General features: G+C 60.6%; 14 protein-coding genes. 7 read left to right on the forward strand and 7 right to left on the reverse strand.

The window, feature by feature from the left end; all coding sequences use genetic code 11:
- Positions 1-183: 183 nt before the first annotated feature.
- The 3 genes from fecA to HBO23_RS01975 form a co-directional block, all read right to left on the reverse strand.
- Positions 184-2,520, reverse strand: a complete 2,337-nt coding sequence (fecA, locus tag HBO23_RS01965) for a TonB-dependent Fe(3+) dicitrate receptor FecA (protein ID WP_170036326.1) — start codon at positions 2,518-2,520, stop codon at positions 184-186.
- A gap of 93 nt (positions 2,521-2,613) precedes the next feature.
- Positions 2,614-3,555, reverse strand: coding sequence for a FecR domain-containing protein (locus HBO23_RS01970; protein WP_169986964.1), 942 nt, complete (start codon positions 3,553-3,555; stop codon positions 2,614-2,616).
- Positions 3,552-4,040: a sigma-70 family RNA polymerase sigma factor gene (locus tag HBO23_RS01975; RefSeq protein WP_099548693.1), complete on the reverse strand. Its 489-nt coding sequence runs from the start codon at positions 4,038-4,040 to the stop codon at positions 3,552-3,554. The genes HBO23_RS01970 and HBO23_RS01975 overlap by 4 nt, the downstream gene beginning before the upstream one ends.
- A 171-nt stretch (positions 4,041-4,211) precedes the next feature.
- Here HBO23_RS01975 and HBO23_RS01980 point away from each other — a divergent pair, with 171 nt between their 5' ends.
- The 6 genes from HBO23_RS01980 to HBO23_RS02005 all read left to right on the forward strand — a co-directional run bounded on the left by HBO23_RS01980 (position 4,212) and on the right by HBO23_RS02005 (position 10,482).
- Positions 4,212-4,514, forward strand: a complete 303-nt coding sequence (locus tag HBO23_RS01980) for a DUF3649 domain-containing protein (protein WP_026013535.1) — start codon at positions 4,212-4,214, stop codon at positions 4,512-4,514.
- Positions 4,511-6,079, forward strand: a complete 1,569-nt coding sequence (locus HBO23_RS01985; protein WP_170036328.1) for a PepSY-associated TM helix domain-containing protein — start codon at positions 4,511-4,513, stop codon at positions 6,077-6,079. The genes HBO23_RS01980 and HBO23_RS01985 overlap by 4 nt, the downstream gene beginning before the upstream one ends.
- Positions 6,080-6,406, forward strand: a complete 327-nt coding sequence (locus HBO23_RS01990; RefSeq protein WP_017135159.1) for a DUF3325 domain-containing protein — start codon at positions 6,080-6,082, stop codon at positions 6,404-6,406. It abuts the gene before it with no gap.
- Between the two features lie 7 nt (positions 6,407-6,413).
- Positions 6,414-6,992, forward strand: coding sequence for an RNA polymerase sigma factor (locus HBO23_RS01995; RefSeq protein ID WP_017135158.1), 579 nt, complete (start codon positions 6,414-6,416; stop codon positions 6,990-6,992).
- Positions 6,989-7,966, forward strand: coding sequence for a FecR family protein (locus HBO23_RS02000; protein WP_170036330.1), 978 nt, complete (start codon positions 6,989-6,991; stop codon positions 7,964-7,966). Before HBO23_RS01995 ends, HBO23_RS02000 begins: the two co-directional genes overlap by 4 nt.
- Positions 7,967-8,241: 275 nt before the next feature.
- Positions 8,242-10,482 (forward strand): TonB-dependent receptor, encoded by a 2,241-nt coding sequence (locus HBO23_RS02005; protein WP_170036332.1) that lies wholly within the window; start codon positions 8,242-8,244, stop codon positions 10,480-10,482.
- Between the two features lie 195 nt (positions 10,483-10,677).
- Here the strand turns inward: HBO23_RS02005 and HBO23_RS02010 are convergent, their stop codons facing one another.
- The gene (locus tag HBO23_RS02010; RefSeq protein WP_099548478.1) at positions 10,678-11,028 is read right to left on the reverse strand and encodes a glutaredoxin family protein; all 351 of its coding nucleotides are present in this window, start codon (positions 11,026-11,028) and stop codon (positions 10,678-10,680) included.
- Complete coding sequence (gene yejK, locus HBO23_RS02015; protein WP_003171997.1) at positions 11,028-12,032, reverse strand: nucleoid-associated protein YejK; 1,005 nt, start codon at positions 12,030-12,032, stop codon at positions 11,028-11,030. The genes HBO23_RS02010 and yejK overlap by 1 nt, the downstream gene beginning before the upstream one ends.
- A gap of 396 nt (positions 12,033-12,428) precedes the next feature.
- Between yejK and HBO23_RS02020 the strand changes: the two genes are divergently transcribed.
- A complete protein-coding gene (locus HBO23_RS02020) occupies positions 12,429-12,710 on the forward strand; it encodes an HU family DNA-binding protein (RefSeq protein ID WP_003188840.1) in 282 nt (93 codons plus the stop codon).
- Between the two features lie 81 nt (positions 12,711-12,791).
- On the opposite strand, the gene rlmF is transcribed toward HBO23_RS02020, so the two are convergent.
- A complete protein-coding gene (rlmF, locus tag HBO23_RS02025) occupies positions 12,792-13,811 on the reverse strand; it encodes a 23S rRNA (adenine(1618)-N(6))-methyltransferase RlmF (RefSeq protein ID WP_069551850.1) in 1,020 nt (339 codons plus the stop codon).
- Positions 13,812-14,014: 203 nt separating this feature from the next.
- On the reverse strand, positions 14,015-16,861 hold the full coding sequence (locus tag HBO23_RS02030) for a valine--tRNA ligase (RefSeq protein WP_017135153.1): 2,847 nt from the start codon (positions 16,859-16,861) through the stop codon (positions 14,015-14,017).
- Between the last annotated feature and the right edge of the window lie 60 nt (positions 16,862-16,921).

Below are 16,921 nucleotides of genomic sequence, written 5' to 3' on the forward strand. Positions count from 1 at the left end.
CTCCCACATTGGATCTTTGTCGCTGGCGAGATTTGTGTATGACGCGATGGCCCTACGAACTGAGATCTAACCAACACAGCCGATCCCCTGTGGGAGCTGTCGAGCTTTAGCGAGGCTGCGAAAGCGGTGGGTCAGGCAGCTTATGTTTCGCCAGTGCCGCCGCCTTCGCAGCCTCGCCGGTACCTAAAACGCGATGGAGGTCTGCACGTACACCGTGCGCGGCTCGCCTACATATTTGCCTTTGTTGTTGTCGTCGAACGAGCGCGTGAAGTACTGCTTGTTGAAGATGTTTTTCACTCCGACCGCCACGTTCAAGTCCGACAGTTGCGGGCCGAAGTCATACGCTGCGCGGCTGCTGAACAGCATGTAGCCGGGGATACGCCCGTTGGCGCCGTCGGCAGTTTCGGCCTGGGTGTTGGCGTTGTCGGCGAACTGGCTGCTCTGGTAGCTGCTGTCGACATTGAGCTTCCAGCGGCCTTCGGTGTAACCCACGCCCAGCGTGCCTTTGTGCTTGGACGAGAAGGGCACGCGGTTGCCTTTGTTCGGGCCGTCTTCGCGGATGGTCGCGTCCACATAGGCGTAGGTGGCGTACACGTCAAAGCCCGCGAGCGCCGGGCTCAAGCCGTCGAGGGCGTAGTTGATGCTCGACTCGATGCCCTGGTGGCGCGTTTCGCCACGGGCGATCACCGTATCGTTGGTCTGGTTGCTGTCGTACTGGTTGTCGAAGTTGATCAGGAACGCGCCGATTTCCGCACGCAGGCTGCCGTTGTCGTAGCGCGTGCCGAGTTCCCAGGTGCGGGCTTTTTCCGGTTTCACTTCGCCGCTGCTCACGCGGTTGGGCATCTGGCTGTATTGCACGCTGCCGAACGAACCTTCGGTGTTGGCGTAGAGGTTCCAGTCTTCGGTGAGGTGATAGAGCACGTTCAACGCCGGCAGCGCGGTGTTGTAGTCGCCTTTGTATTTGACGTTGCTCAAGTTGTTGGTCTGCTGGGACTCGATCATCTCGTAGCGCACGCCCGGGGTGATGGTCCACTTGCCGATGTCAATGCGGTCGTCGATGAAGAACGCGTTGGCTTCGGTGGCGCCACGGGTGTCGCGGTCGTTGCGGCTGTTGGTGTTGGGCAGTTGCTGGTTGGCGCTGATCGGCGTGCGGTAGCGCATCTCATGGCCGGCCTCGCTGATGTAGCGGTAGCCGACGCCCACTTCATGGCTGGTAGGGCCAAGATCGAAGCCTTGGGCGAAGCGCGTTTCCAGGCCACGTACCCAGTATTCGCGCGGGGACAACGAGAGGAAGTTGCCCTGGTCCAGGTAGCCATTACGCAAGGTGGTGGTGAAGAAGGTGTTGGCAGTGAATTCGCGGCGGTCTTCCTGGTAACGGTAACCGGCGTTGAACATCGTGCGGCGGCCCCAGAACTTGTCGTAGGGGCGGGTGGACTGGTACGGGTCCGCCTTGTAGTCCTTGACGTTCAAGCCGCCGGGCATATCGGCCTGGCCTTCGTAGTACTGCGCCATGGCGTTGAAGCTGTTGGCGTCATCCAGCTGGTATTTGCCCTTGAGGATCAGGTCGTCGATGCGCGTGTTGCTGTTTTCGCGCCAGTCGCCGCCACGGGTGCCGGAGTACAGGATTGCGCCACCCAGGCCGTTGTCGGCAGTGCCGCCAGCCAGCAGGTTACCGGTGGTCTTGAAGCCGTCATGGCTGGAGGACGGGCTGGTCTCGGTCTGCAAACCGCCTTTGACGGTCGGCGTATCCGGGATTGCACGGGTCACGAAGTTGACGATGCCGCCGACGTTCTGCGGGCCGTAGCGCACGGCACCGCCACCGCGAACCACGTCTACGGCGTCCATGTTGCCCATGCTGATCGGCGCGAAGGACAACTGCGGCTGGCCATAGGGCGCGAACGGCACCGGAATGCCGTCCATCAACACGGTGGAGCGCGAGGCCAGGCGCGGGTTGAGGCCACGAATACCAAAGTTAAGCGCCATGTCATGGCTGCCGGTGCCGTTGTTTTCCGGGGCGTTGACGCCGGGGATGCGGTTGAGCACATCGCGGGCCTGGGTGGCGCCTTGGCGTTCGAACTCTTCGCGGCGGATCACATCACGGGCGCCAGGGTGCTCGAACACATTGGTTTGCGCGGCGTCACCCAGCCAGTCGCCGACCACGCTGGAGGTTTGCAGCTCCACGGTCGCAGGCGCACTGGCCGGTTGCAGGCTATAGGCCTTGTCTCCCTCGGCGCGGGCTTGCAGGCCGGTGCCTTCCAGCAGTTTTTGCAGGCCTTCGTCGGCGCTGTAATTGCCCGACAAACCACGGCTCTGCAGGCCGGCCGTGACTTGCGAACCGAACGAAATCAGCACGCCAGCTTCGCGACCAAATTGATTCAGCGCCGCTTCCAGCGAGGCCGGTGCGATGTGATACGGCTTGGCCTCGGCCGCCACCACCTGAGGCAGTACGGTAAAACTGAGGCTGGCGCCCAGTAACAGTTGGCGCAAGGTGCGGGCGAGAGGGGTCGGCTGCTGGGGCATGACGTGCGGTCCTGAGAAGGAAGGATCAAGGGGGCTTTCCTTCTCTGTCACGCGAGGTGTGGAAAACGGCTCACTGTTCTTGAAAATAATTTTTCAGGCGCGGGCCTGAACGGTTACCCAGTAGCGCGTAAAGCGCCGCACCTTGACCGGCAGGCTGACTTCCAGCAGGTCGAGAATGCGTTCGCTGTCGGCCAATGGATAACTGCCGGACAACAGCAGGTTGGCCACTTGCGGGTCGCAGTTGAGCTGGCCCCGGCGATAACGGCCAAGCTCTGCGAGGAAATCGTCCAGGCGCATATGCGCCGCCACCAGCATGCCGTCGGCCCAGGCGCCGCTGTTGGCGTCGTTCGGGCGCGGCGTGTCCCAGCCTTTGCGGGTGAAATTGACCTGGCGCGCGGCCTCGACGGTCAACGGCAAACCGCTGTAGCTGTTGGGCATCACGTCGACATGGCCGTCAAACACCGCCAGTTGAGTATGGTCGTTGAACTGGCGCACATTCAGCCGGGCCGCCTGGCTGCTGAGCAAACCCTGGCCGGTGAGTACGCGCAGCGGCGTATCGCCTGCGCGCGCCGTCAGCAATATCTCGCCTTCGAGCACGCGGATCAGGCGCTGCTGCCGATCAAAATGCACATCCACCGCACTGCCGGTATTGAGCTGCAACTGGCTGCCATCGGCCAATTGCACCTTGCGACGTTCCCCAATGGGACTGCGGTAGTCGGCGCTCAGCGGCGGCAAAATATGCTGTTGGCGCAAGCCCCATGCGGCGGCTGAACCCGCGCCGAGAATCAGCAACAACTTCAGGGCCTGCCGTCGGCTACTCGATTGCGGCGCGTTCAGCGCTGCGTGAGCGAGAGGCGAGGGCATGCCACGCAGGCGCTGGTTGACGCGTTGGATATGGTCCCATGCGCGCTGATGTTCACTGTGGGCATTCAGCCAGTGCTGCCACGCCGCTTGCTGGCGCGGGTTAAGCGTACCTTGCTGCATTTTCATCAGCCAGTGCACAGCCTGTTCCGCAACCTGGGTAGAAAAGTTCATAGGGCGAAGTAGCAGCGCATCGCTGCTTTATTCAGATGGCGTTTGACCGTGGCAATGGAGATGCCCAGTTCGGCGCCGATTTGCGCGTAGGTCAGGCCGTCGAGCTGGGCCAGCAGAAAGGCGCGCTTGACCTGCACGGGCAGGCCGTCGAGCAGTTGGTCCAGCTCCACCAGCGTTTGCAGGATGATGGCGCGGTCTTCTTCCGAGGGCGCCACGTGTTCGGGCATCTGCGCGAGGGCATCGAGGTAGGCGCGCTCCAGGTCCTGGCGGCGGTAGAAGTTGAACAGCACACGTTTGGCCACGGTGGTGAGGAAGGCGCGTGGCTCGATCAGCGTGGGGGCTTCGCGGGCCGTGAGCACGCGGATGAAGGTGTCTTGCGCCAGGTCCGCCGCGCTTTGCGGGCAGCCGAGTTTGCGTCGCAACCAGCCGGTAAGCCAGAGGTGATGGTCGTGGTACAGGACTTCGACGGTGTTGGACGGCTGCAACGCGTTCACTCCGAAAGTATCAATGCACTTTAGAGAACAAGAATTGTTCGCATTGTAAGGGGCGTGATACGCGTTCGGCAATCCATGCGGGCAGGTGATTCATCCGTTCTCTTTTGCTTATGAGAATATTTATCATTAATATTGCGCGCTGATGAATCTGGCGTCTCCCCGATGAAAAGCAAACCCTCACTGGCCGTCTCTTACCGCCTCGCCGTCACCTCGCGTGCATTGGCCGCTGTGGTCGGCGGCTATCTGATGGCGTCGCTGGCGGCCGTGTGTATGGCGCTGTGGATGCCCACCTCGCGCGCCGACGCGGTGATCACCGGGATGATGAGTTCGTTTGTGTTCTATCTGCTGGCCGTCATCTGGTGCTTCGCCTGCCGCACAGCCTCGCGCGCCTGGTTTGGCGTGATGCTGCCGAGCGCGTTATTTGCCACCCTGGCGGGCGTGGGTTTTTGGATGGCACGCACATGAAAGAGGGCTTTCGCCAGGCGATGGCCTGGTTGCACACCTGGGCCGGCCTGATCTTCGGCTGGCTGCTGCTTGCGATTTTTCTGACCGGCACCCTGGCCTATTTCAAAGACGAAATTACCCACTGGATGCAGCCCGAAGTGCAGGCCCATCCGCTGGACGCGGCGCGCAGCCTCGCCGCCGCGCAAACCTATCTGCAGCAGCAGGCGCCCAACGCCGCGCGCTGGTTTATCACCCTGCCCAACAGCCGTGACCCTGGCCTGTCGGTGATGTGGCAAGACAAGATCGACCCCGGCAAACGCGGCAACTTCATCCAGAAAGTCCTCGACCCTGTCAGCGCTCAACCGGTCCAGGCTCGCGAAAGCATGGGTGGCGATTTCTTCTACCGCTTCCACTTCCAGCTGCAAATGCCTTACCCATGGGGCCGCTGGCTGTCGACGATCGCCGCGATGGTGATGTTCGTCGCGCTGATCACCGGGATCATCACCCACAAGAAAATCTTCAAGGACTTCTTCACTTTCCGCCCGCGCAAGGGCCAGCGTTCGTGGCTCGACGGGCATAACGCGGTGGGCGTACTGGTGTTGCCGTTTCACCTGATGATCACCTACAGCAGCCTGGTGATCTTCATGAACATGGTGATGCCTGCGCCGATCCTTGCCTCGTATGGCGACGACAACCGTGCGTTCTTTAATGAAGTGTTCCCCAATACCAACAATGCGCCGGCGCTCGGCCAGCCGGGCAAGTTGCTGCCATTACTGCCGATGTACGAGCAGGCGCGCACGCAATGGGCCGGTGGTCATGTGGGCCGTTTGGTGGTTAACAACCCTGGCGATGTGAACGCGTCGGTCAATGTGGTGCGCGCCGGCTCCGACCGTGTGGTGCATGATTTTGGCAGCAGCGTGTCATTCAGCGGCACCACCGGCGAGTTGCTGCGGGTCAGTGGCGAACAATCGCTGCCGGCGGCGATTGGCGGCAGTTTCTATGGCCTGCACATGGGCCATTTCGCCGGCCCGGTGCTGCGCTGGCTGTACTTTATCTGCGGCCTGGCGGGCACGGCGATGATCGGCACCGGCCTGGTGATCTGGCTGGGCAAGCGCCAGCTCAGGCACGCTAAAACCGGGGCGATGCCGTTTGAACTGCGGCTGGTGGAAGTGCTCAACATCGCCAGCATGTCTGGCTTGATGATCGCCATCGCGGCGTTTTTCTGGGCCAACCGCCTGTTGCCGGTCAGCTTCGCCGAGCGTTCCGATTGGGAAATACAAACCTTCTTTATCGCCTGGGGCCTGAGCCTGCTGCACGCCGTATTGCGCCGTGGTCGCCAGGCTTGGGTCGAGCAACTGAGCTTCGCTGCGCTGCTGTTTGTGGCGATCCCTCTGCTCAACGCACTGACCACCTCACAGCACTTGGGCACGTCATTGGCCAAGGGTGACTGGGCCATGGCCGGTTTTGACCTGACCTGCCTGGCCAGCGGCCTGTTCCTCACCTGGGCGGCGTGGAAGATGCAACACCGCACGCAACCCAAGGCCGAACGTGTGCGGGCAATGACGCTCAAGCAGGAGGCGCACTGAATGCTGCTCGCCCTGTTGATGTGCTACGCCGGGTTTACCGCGTTGTGCCTGGCCACCGACCGCCATCACGGCGAGTTGCTGCACAGCAAGCCGTCGCCCGCGCGGCGCTCAAGCCTGCGCATGGCCGGTTGGTTGTTGCTGGGCGTGTCGATCTGGCCCGCCGTCGCCGCTTCAGGTTGGGCCCAAGGGTTGGTGGAGTGGTGCGCGGTGTTGATGCTCAGCGCGCTGCTGCTGGTGTTGCTGTTGCCGTATCGGCCAAGGCTGGTCTTGATTCTGGCGGGCGCCGGCCTGCTGGTCAGCCCTGTGGCGGCCTTCGCCTTATGCTGAGCCAGTGATGATGATCAGCACGCCACCCGAATCCCAGGACAGCCCGCACACCGATGCGGCCGGTGGACGTGCGCATTTTTTGCAGGTGTTTTTGTCCCAGCGTTCGCAAATGGAAGCCTTGGTCAGTCGCCGGGTGGGGTGCCGCGCCACGGCGGCTGATTTGGTACAGGATTTATTCCTGCGCTTCTGGCGCCGCCCGTTGGTGCAGGTCGAAGAACTCAGCACTTACTTGCTGCGCTGCGCCGGCAACATTGCCATCGACCATTTGCGCAGCGAAGGCGCCCGCGTACGCAGCAGCGAAGGCTGGCTGCCGGAGCAACAGGACAATCAGGGCTGCGAACCCCAGGCGGCACTCGAAGCGGGCAATGATCTGCGCCATGTCGAAGCCGCCTTGCGCAGCCTGCCGGAGCGCACGCGGCAGATTTTTTTGCTCAACCGCATTCATGGCCGCAAGTACGCCGAAATCGCCAAGGCCATGGGGTTGTCACAAAGCGCTGTGGAAAAACATATGATGCGTGCCCTTGAAGCCTGCAAGGCCAGCCTTCGCGAACCATCGCCCCCACGCACGCCAGGGAAAGCACCGTGAACGTCACCCCCACGCCCGCCCAGGAGCAGGCCGCACTCGACTGGCTGAGCCTGTTACACGACCAGCCCAGCAGTGGCGACCAGGCCACCTTCAGCCGCTGGTTGCGGGCCGATCCTGCCCACGTCGAGGCTTATTCCCAGGCCCAGGTGCTGTGGGAGTTAAGCGAAGTACCGGCGCGCACACTGGCGAGCGAAGACGCCCTTGCCCTGCAGGGTTACCTCAATGCGATGAACAGCTCCAAACGTTCGCGCACCTTGCGCTGGTCCGGCGCATTGGCCATGGCCGCGTGCCTGCTGGTGATGGTGTCGATGGGCGCCGGGTGGCAGCCGTCGCGTTGGGTCGATGACTTCGGCGCCGATTACGTGACCGCACCGGGGGAAGTGAAGACCGTGACCCTGGCCGACCAGTCCCAAGTGACCCTGGATGCCGACAGCGCCATCGCCGTGGATTTCAGCCACGGTGAGCGGCATATCCAGCTGCGTCGCGGTGCCGGTTTTTTTAGCGTGACCCACACCGGCCAGTCCTTTGTGGTCGAGGCCGGCAGCGGTGAAGCGCGGGTGTTGGGCACACAGTTCGAAGTGCGCCTGCAACCGGCGGGCGCGCAAGTGACGGTGTTGTCCGGTCGGGTTGGCGTGACGCCATCCAGGCAAGGCCAACAGCAAATTCTGACCGCAGGCCAGCAAGTGGCTTACGCCGACGGTGTGGCCGAATCGATGCACGCGGTCGACAGTGAATCCCGCCTGGCCTGGCGTGACGGTTGGCTCAATTACTACAAAGCGCCGTTGGCTGACGTGGTCAAGGACCTGAGTCGTTACTATCCGGGGCGCATTCTGTTGCTGAACGACGAGATGGGCGCCAAGCGTGTCAGTGGCAGCTTTCCGAGCAAGGACCCAGTGGCGGTTTTAAATGCCCTGCAGGCGGTGCTGGGGTTTGAACAGCACACACTATTAGGCCGAATGATTGTGTTGCGTTAGACACGAACGGTTTGCTGGCCACCTTCTTTTACAACTGTTTCCCTCGCGATCATTTCCTGCCGGCAATTACAGGCCAAGTATCACGCTGCCTGTAGATCCTTCACTTAACCTTCATCGCAATTGCCAAAACCTGTCACCAAACCGTTACACGTGCCAAGGATGATCCTCGGATTCCTGAGCAGATGGTCAGGAAGGCTGGCGTCGCCGTTCACCCGGTTCTGACAGCCAGTACCGCCCTCCATAACAACAGATAGATGCACGTAAGGGATCTACTTGTGAAGATCAACACACTCTCTGCCCTGCTGTTTGCATCGGGCCTAGGTAGCTTTGCGCCATTGGTTTTGGCAGACACCACGCAGGACGTTGGTTCGGTAGACATCGCGGGTAAACAGACCCTGGGCAACGGCCATATGATCCGCGAAGAAAGTGCCAAGGCGCGGTCGACGGTGACCAAGGAAGCCATGGACCAGATGTCGTCGACTGCCAACGCCATCGACAAGCTCAAATACACGCCGGGCATCAACGTTTCCAGTGATGACGCCAGTGGCACCAGCGGCACCAACTTCACCATGCGCGGCATGAACTCCGACCAGATCGGGGTTTCCGTCGACGGTGTGCCAGTCAACGACTCAGGCAACTACAGCGTGTTTTCAAGCCAGTTGGGCGACCCGGAAAACCTTGCGGAAGTATTCGCGACACAGGGTTCTTCGGAAGCTGACGGCCCGCACATCGGTTCCAGTGGCGGCAACATCGGCATGATCACCATCCGGCCGACTAAAGAGGCCGGGGTGTTTGCCAAGCAGATCGTCGGCGCCAACGACTTGCGCAAGACGTTCGTGCGGGTCAATACCGGTGATTTCGGCGGCCTCAAGACCTGGGTGTCGGCGTCGCACCTGGAAGGCGACAAGTGGCGTGGCAAAGGCACCCTGCGCAGCGACAAGGTCGAGTGGAGCAGCCTGTTTGAAGATGGCAGCGGCAACTCCACACTGGCCACGATCAAGTACAACAACCAGGAAAACTACAACTACAACTCCTTGAGCAAGTCGCAGTTCGACACGGATGGGCGGCGCAAGGATTACTCGGAAACCCCGGTGTACAAATCCGGTTTGCTGTCGTCTTCCTACAAGCTCAATCGCAACCCCTTCGAAAGCGTCAACGCCACGCTCACCCAGCGCTGGCAGCTGCAGGACAACCTGGCGCTGACGGTCACGCCCTATTACTACTGGGCCAACGGTGGCAGCTTCAGCGGCCAGACCGCGTCGAACCTGGGGCCGAAGTCCGACAAGGCTGGCAACTACGACCTGAGCAACCTCAAATCGCTCAACTACTACCGCCCTTCGTGGACCGAAACCTGGCGCCCAGGCGTTACCGTCAAAATGAAATGGGACATCAACGAAGAACACAGCCTGGACTACGGCTACTGGTATGAGCGCGCACGCCAGCGCCAGAGCCAGCCGTTTATCGGCATCAACGGCGAAGGCGCACCCGATGACGTGTGGGGCGACTACAACGGCGGCGGCCAGGTGGTCGACAAGAACGGCGCGACGGTACAAGGCCGTCATTACTACACCGTCACGCCGGCGCAGAAGCTCTGGGTGCAGGACAGCTGGCAAGCCACGCCAGACCTGAGTTTTGTCGGCGGCGTGGCCTATCAGTACGTCGAGCGGGACGGCAACAACCTGGGTAGCCTCTACGACAAGCCGGAAAAACGTAACACCCGTTACCACCAGTTCCTGCCGAATTTCAGCGCCAAGTACCAGATCGACGAGAGCAACCAGGCGTTCTACAACGTCACCCGCAACATGCGCACACCGCCGAACTACGTGCTGTACAACAAAGGCGATTCGGTAAGCCTCAAGCCTGAGTTGAGCTGGAACCAGGAACTGGGCTGGCGCTTCACCGAAGACGATGTGGCGCTGAGCGCGACGCTGTTCTACATCAGCTTCAAGGACCGCCAGTTGTCGACCACCGACCTCAACGGCGACTACGCCGTAATCAACGTCGGCAAGGTCAACAACAAAGGCCTGGAGCTGGAGTGGAGCGGGCTGTTGCCGCATCACTTCAACTACTACGCGTCCTACACCTACACCCAGTCTGAACAGAAAGACAATCTGCTCAGCAAGAACGTGTTGTTGCCCACCGCCGGCAAGCAGCTGGCCAACGTGCCGGAAAACATGTTCAACCTGGTGTTTGGCTACGACGACTCGCGCTTCTACGGCAACGTTGCCGGCAAATACGTAGGCAGTTTCTACGGCGATTTGACCAACGACGAAAAAATCTCCGGGCGTACCGTGGTCGACCTCAACGCGGGTATCTATTTGCCGGTGGACAAGAAAGTCATCAAATCCGCGACCCTGCGGCTGTCGATGCTTAACGTCTTCGACAAGGAATACCTGAGCTCGGCACGCACCGTGTCGTTTAACTCGGCGCCGGTAAACGGCCTGGCGCCAAGTACGGCGTATTACAACGTCGGTGAGGAGCGCACGGCGATGGTGTCGCTGGAAGCTAACTTCTAAAGACGCTGCAGAACTGAATGTGGGAGCTCGCTTATGTGGGAGCTGGCTTTTTGTGGGAGCTGGCTTGCCTGCGATGCAGGCAACTCGGTCTGTCAGTTACTGCGCGCTGATGCTATCGCAGGCAAGCCAGCTCCCACAAAAGCCAGCTCTCCTACAAACCAGCTCCCACACAAGCGAGGTGCTGCAACGGTGGGGTTACTTCAGGGCAGCCATGATCGCATCCGGGTTGTAATCGCGAATGAGCGTGCCATTGACCTCCACAAACGGAATCCCGCCGCCGCCCAGCGCCTCATACGCCTTGCGCGCCTGGGCGTCCTTCTCGATATCGAACGCCTGGTACGGCACACCTTTCTGATCCAGAAAGCGCCGGATCTGCTTGCAGTAGCCGCACCACTCGGTGGAGTAGAGCACCACGCGCGCCGAGGCGCGTACCTGCTCCGAAACCACCTGCGAGGGGTTGAACAGCCGCTCGATCTTGCCCCAGTGCTGAATCACCACCACCACCAGCAATACCAGCAGGACTTTCTTGAGTACCCCGCCCAGCATCAGTTACGGCGCTTGAGCTGGTCGGTCAGTTGGGTCGGCAGGCCCTTGATGATCAAGGTGCCGGCAGCTTCGTCGTACTCGATCTTGTCACCCAACAGGTGCGCCTCAAAGCTGATGGACAAGCCTTCGGCGCGGCCGGTGAAGCGGCGGAACTGGTTGAGGGTGCGCTTGTCGGCCGGAATTTCCGGCGACAGGCCGTAGTCCTTGTTGCGGATATGGTCGTAGAACGCTTTTGGCCGATCTTCATCGATCAAGCCCGACAGCTCTTCCAGGCCCATCGGCTCGCCGAGCTTGGCCTGGCTGCTGGCGTAGTCCACCAGGGTTTTGGTCTTTTCGCGGGCGGATTCGTCCGGCAGGTCTTCGCTTTCAACAAAGTCGCTGAAGGCCTTGAGCAGGGTGCGGGTCTCGCCCGGGCCGTCGACGCCCTCCTGGCAGCCGATAAAGTCGCGGAAGTACTCCGAAACCTTCTTGCCGTTCTTGCCTTTGATAAACGAAATGTACTGTTTGGACTGCTTGTTGTTCTGCCACTCGGAGACGTTGATGCGCGCCGCCAGGTGCAGTTGGCCAAGGTCCAGGTGCCGCGACGGGGTCACGTCCAGCTCATCGGTCACTGCCACGCCTTCGCTGTGGTGCAGCAGGGCGATGGCCAGGTAATCGGTCATGCCCTGTTGATAGTGGGCAAACAGCACGTGGCCGCCGGTGGAGAGGTTGGATTCCTCCATCAGCTTTTGCAGGTGCTCAACCGCCGTGCGGCTGAAGGTGGTGAAATCCTGGCCACCGTCGAAATACTCCTTCAACCAGCCGCTGAACGGGTGCGCGCCGGATTCGGCATGGAAGAAACCCCAGGCCTTGCCTTGTTTGGCGTTGTAGCTCTCGTTGAGGTCGGCCAGCATGTTCTCGATGGCGGCCGATTCGGACAACTCAGAATCGCGGGCATGCAGAACTGCAGGTGTGCCGTCGGGTTTTTTGTCGATCAAGTGAACAATGCAATGACGGATCGGCATAGGCTTCTCGGCTGGTTGAAGGGGAGCGGTGGGCCTCCCCCAAAAGTCGCCCAGTGTACCGCACCCATTGGCCAAGACGCGCCTGGAAGGCGGTTTTGGACGACCTCCGACGGCCCATATGCCTTTTTTTCACGGTTTAGAGCGATAAAGCTGACCAAATGGGTATGTTGAGGCGGATATTTCCCCGTCTCTGTGCTAGTTTTGCCCCGTCTTACGCCAAGTCTCGGCGTTAAGCGTGCATTCAGCATCTGTCAGGTCGAACCAATCCCCGTTTCAAGCATCTATAACCCCGATCTCCGTGGTTATGGCCGGGGGTGCCAGGCCATGACGGTCGGGCTCGACGGCTGACACTGCACTCTGCAATCCATATGAATTTGATAGGGAAGGAACACCACAATGGCTATTACTAAAGACCAACTGATCGCTGACCTGGCTGAAGCAGTAGACGCACCGAAAACTACCGTGCGCGCTCTGCTGGACCAACTGAGCCAAGTTGTTGCTGATCAGCTGGAAAACGGCGGCGAAATCACTCTGCCAGGCGTTGGCAAACTGAAAGTGACCGAGCGTCCAGCCCGTACTGGCCGTAACCCTTCGACTGGCGCTGCCATCGAAATCGCTGCCAAGAAAGTTATCAAGCTGGTTGTGGCCAAAGGCCTGACCGACGCTGTTAACAAGTAAGACGCAGCAAAAAAAACCGTGCCTCGGAGCGATCCGGGCACGGTTTTTTGTTGCCTGCGATTTGTGCTGGGCTTTCTTGGGTTAGTCGCGCACCCAGCGCTGGCGCCAGATCTGCTGCTCGTTCTTGGTCTGGAAGGTCCAGGCCACAAAACGGCTTTGCTTCTGCCCCTGGGACATCTCCACCACCTGGCTTTCCAGCACTCCGGCTTTTTTCAGGGCTGTCTCGATCGCGGGCAAGTTCGACGCTTTTGACACCAGTGTGCTGAACCACAGCACCTTGTGGGCAAAGTGCGCGCTCTCGGCGATCAGCTGCGTCACAAAACGCGCTTCGCCGCCTTCACACCACAGCTCCGCCGATTGACCGCCGAAGTTCAGCACCGGCAGCTTGCGCTTGGGATCGGCCTTGCCCAGGGCGCGCCATTTGCGCTCGCTGCCCTTGGTGGCTTCGTCCATGGACGCGTGGAAGGGCGGGTTGCACATGGTCAGGTCAAAGCGCTCACCCGGCTCCAGCAAGCCCAGCAGGATCTGTTTGGGGTTGGGTTGCTGGCGCAACTGGATGACCTTGCTCAGGTCATTGGACTGCACGATTGCCTTGGCGGCGGCCACAGCGATTGGGTCGACCTCGGAGCCGAGGAAATTCCAGCGGTACTCCATATAGCCGATCAGCGGGTAGACGCAGTTGGCGCCCATGCCGATGTCCAGCACCTTGACGATAGAGCCGCGCGGAATCTTGCCGTCGTTGACGCTGGCCAGCAGGTCGGCGAGGAAGTGCACGTAGTCGGCACGCCCCGGCACCGGCGGGCAGAGGTAATCCTGCGGGATATCCCAATGCTGGATGCCATAGAACGATTTAAGCAGTGCCCGGTTAAACACCCGCACCGCGTCCGGGCTGGCGAAGTCGATGCTCTCTTTGCCATACGGGTTGATGATCACGAATTTCGCCAGTTCCGGCGTGGTCTTGATCAGCGCCGGGAAGTCGTAACGGCCTGTGTGGCGGTTGCGCGGGTGCAAGGTAGCCTCTTTGCGCGGCGCGACGGGCTTGGCCGGGGCTGCGGTTTTAGGCTTCTTGCGCGGTGGTTTGGGTGTGCTGGGGGCGGTCATGTTGATTCTGGTGTTGGCTCAAAGTGGTGGGCATTGTCACACATCCTGAGGCCAACTCGTTCAAATGTGGGAGCTGGCTTGCCTGCGATGGCATCAGCTCGGTCTGGCGGTTACACCGAGTCGGCTGCACCGCAGGCAAGTCAGCTCCCACAAAGAGCAAAAAAAAGAGACCCGAAGGTCTCTTTTTTCACACAGTTTCCAGCTTACAGGCTGGAAATCCGCGCATGTTGCTCGGCCAGCTTGCCCAAAGCCTGTTCCGCTTCGGCCAACTTGGCGCGTTCTTTGTCGATGACCTCAGCCGGCGCCTTGTCGACGAACGCCGCGTTGGACAGCTTGCCGCCCACTCGCTGCACTTCACCCTGCAGGCGTGCGATCTCCTTATCAAGACGCGCCAGTTCCGCGCCTTTGTCGATCAAACCTGCCATCGGCACCAGCACTTCCATCTCGCCAACCAATGCGGTCGCAGACAGCGGCGCATCTTCGCCAGCCGCCAATACAGTGATCGACTCCAGCTTCGCCAGCTTCTTGAGCAGCGCATCGTTCTCGGTGAGGCGACGCTGATCTTCGCTGCTGGCGTTCTTCACAAACACCGCCAACGGCTTGCCCGGCCCGATGTTCATTTCGGCACGGATGTTACGCGTGCCCATCATCAGGGTCTTGAGCCATTCGATATCACTTTCGGCCGCTTCATCGATGCGCGCTTCATTGGCCACCGGCCAAGGTTGCAGCATGATGGTCTTGCCTTCGATACCGGCCAGCGGCGCGATGCGCTGCCAGATCTCTTCGGTGATGAACGGCATGAACGGGTGCGCCAGACGCAGCGCCACTTCGAGTACGCGCACCAGGGTGCGGCGGGTGCCGCGCTGGCGTTCGATCGGCGAGTTTTCGTCCCACAGTACCGGCTTGGACAGTTCCAGGTACCAGTCGCAATACTGGTTCCAGATGAACTCGTACAAGGCCTGGGCGGCGAGGTCGAAACGGAACTGGTCGAGCTGGCGAGTCACTTCGGCTTCGGTGCGCTGCAGCTGCGAGATGATCCAGCGATCAGCCAGGCTCAGTTCGACGGCTTCGCCGTTCTGGCCGCAGTCTTCGCCTTTATCCAGCACGTAACGTGCAGCGTTCCAGATCTTGTTGCAGAAGTTGCGATAGCCTTCGACGCGGCCCATGTCGAACTTGATGTCGCGACCGGTGGACGCCAGCGAGCAGAACGTGAAACGCAGGGCGTCGGTGCCGTAGCTGGCAATGCCGTCGGCGAACTCGTCGCGGGTCTGCTTCTCGATCTTTTTGGCCAGTTTTGGCTGCATCAGGCCCGAGGTGCGTTTCTGCACCAGGGTTTCCAGGTCGATGCCGTCGATGATGTCCAGCGGGTCCAGGACGTTGCCCTTGGACTTGGACATCTTCTGGCCCTGGCCATCACGCACCAGGCCGTGTACGTACACGGTCTTGAACGGCACCTGCGGCGTGCCGTCTTCGTTCTTTACCAAGTGCATGGTGAGCATGATCATCCGGGCAACCCAGAAGAAAATGATATCGAAGCCGGTAACCAGCACGTCGGTGGAGTGGAATTTCTTCAGGAACTCAGTCTGTTGCGGCCAGCCCAGGGTCGAGAAGGTCCACAGGCCCGAGCTGAACCAGGTGTCGAGTACGTCGTTGTCCTGTTGCAGGGCGATGTCCGCGCCGAGGTTGTGCTTGGCACGCACTTCGGCTTCGTCGCGGCCTACGTACACCTTGCCCGACTCGTCGTACCAGGCCGGAATGCGATGGCCCCACCACAGTTGACGGCTGATGCACCAATCCTGGATATCGCGCATCCACGAGAAGTACATGTTTTCGTACTGTTTAGGCACGAACTGGATGCGGCCGTCTTCCACGGCAGCAATCGCAGGCTCGGCCAGCGGTTTGGTGGACACGTACCACTGGTCGGTCAGCCACGGCTCGATGATGGTGCCGGAACGGTCGCCCTTCGGCACTTTGAGGCCGTGGTCGTCAACGCTTACCAGCAGACCGGCAGCGTCAAAGGCCGCCACGATCTGCTTGCGCGCTTCGAAACGGTCGAGGCCGGCGTATTCGGCCGGGATCTTGCCGTCGATGCTCTCGTTCAGCGTGCCGTCCAGGTTGAACACCTGGCAGGCCGGCAGTACGGCGGCGTTCTTGTCGAAGATGTTCAGCAACGGCAGGTTGTGGCGCTTGCCGACTTCATAGTCGTTGAAATCGTGGGCCGGGGTGATTTTCACGCAGCCGGTGCCGAATTCAGGGTCGCAGTAGTCGTCCGCGATGATCGGGATACGACGGCCAACCAATGGCAGCTCGACAAACTTGCCGATCAGCGCCTGGTAGCGTTCATCGTTCGGGTTAACCGCCACGGCGGCGTCGCCGAGCATGGTTTCCGGACGGGTAGTGGCGACGATCAGGTAGTCGTTGCCTTCAGCGGTCTTGGCGCCATCGGCCAGCGGGTACTTGAGGTTCCACAGGAAACCTTTCTCGTCGTGGTTTTCCACTTCGAGGTCGGAAATTGCCGTGTGCAACTTGGTGTCCCAGTTGACCAGGCGCTTGCCGCGGTAGATCAGGCCGTCTTCATGCAGGCGCACGAAGGCTTCTTTCACCGATTCCGACAGACCATCGTCCATGGTGAAGCGCTCGCGGCTCCAGTCCACAGACGAACCGAGGCGACGGATCTGACGGCTGATGTTGCCGCCGGACTGGTCTTTCCACTCCCAGATCTTCTCCAGGAATTTTTCGCGACCCAGGTCGTGACGGTTTTGGCCGGTGGCTTCGAGCTGGCGTTCCACCAGCATCTGTGTGGCGATACCGGCGTGGTCAGTACCCGGTTGCCACAGGGTATTACGGCCCTGCATGCGGCGGAAACGGATCAACGCATCCATGATCGCATTGTTGAAGCCATGGCCCATGTGCAGGCTGCCAGTGACGTTCGGTGGCGGAATCATGATGGTGTAGGACTCGCCGGCACCTTGTGGGGCGAAGTAATTCTCGGACTCCCAGGTGTTGTACCAGGAAGTTTCAATGGCGTGCGGCTGGTAGGTCTTATCCATGCGCGGCGGGACCCTAGTTGGCATTAATTCAGGAAAGCCGACAAGTATAACGGGGGATAA

Origin of the sequence: Pseudomonas sp. WS 5532 (assembly GCF_012985445.1) — a bacterium.
GTDB lineage: Bacteria > Pseudomonadota > Gammaproteobacteria > Pseudomonadales > Pseudomonadaceae > Aquipseudomonas > Aquipseudomonas edaphica.

What these genes read in the sequence shown, in the direction of transcription:
- fecA (WP_170036326.1), bottom strand. Translation starts at nt 2,520, where the DNA reads ATGCCCCAGCAGCCGACCCCTCTCGCCCGCACCTTGCGCCAACTGTTA.
- HBO23_RS01970 (WP_169986964.1), bottom strand. Translation starts at nt 3,555, where the DNA reads ATGAACTTTTCTACCCAGGTTGCGGAACAGGCTGTGCACTGGCTGATG.
- HBO23_RS01980 (WP_026013535.1), top strand. Translation starts at nt 4,212, where the DNA reads ATGAAAAGCAAACCCTCACTGGCCGTCTCTTACCGCCTCGCCGTCACC.
- HBO23_RS01985 (WP_170036328.1), top strand. Translation starts at nt 4,511, where the DNA reads ATGAAAGAGGGCTTTCGCCAGGCGATGGCCTGGTTGCACACCTGGGCC.
- HBO23_RS01990 (WP_017135159.1), top strand. Translation starts at nt 6,080, where the DNA reads ATGCTGCTCGCCCTGTTGATGTGCTACGCCGGGTTTACCGCGTTGTGC.
- HBO23_RS01995 (WP_017135158.1), top strand. Translation starts at nt 6,414, where the DNA reads ATGATGATCAGCACGCCACCCGAATCCCAGGACAGCCCGCACACCGAT.
- HBO23_RS02010 (WP_099548478.1), bottom strand. Translation starts at nt 11,028, where the DNA reads ATGCTGGGCGGGGTACTCAAGAAAGTCCTGCTGGTATTGCTGGTGGTG.
- yejK (WP_003171997.1), bottom strand. Translation starts at nt 12,032, where the DNA reads ATGCCGATCCGTCATTGCATTGTTCACTTGATCGACAAAAAACCCGAC.
- HBO23_RS02020 (WP_003188840.1), top strand. Translation starts at nt 12,429, where the DNA reads ATGGCTATTACTAAAGACCAACTGATCGCTGACCTGGCTGAAGCAGTA.
- rlmF (WP_069551850.1), bottom strand. Translation starts at nt 13,811, where the DNA reads ATGACCGCCCCCAGCACACCCAAACCACCGCGCAAGAAGCCTAAAACC.
- HBO23_RS02030 (WP_017135153.1), bottom strand. Translation starts at nt 16,861, where the DNA reads ATGGATAAGACCTACCAGCCGCACGCCATTGAAACTTCCTGGTACAAC.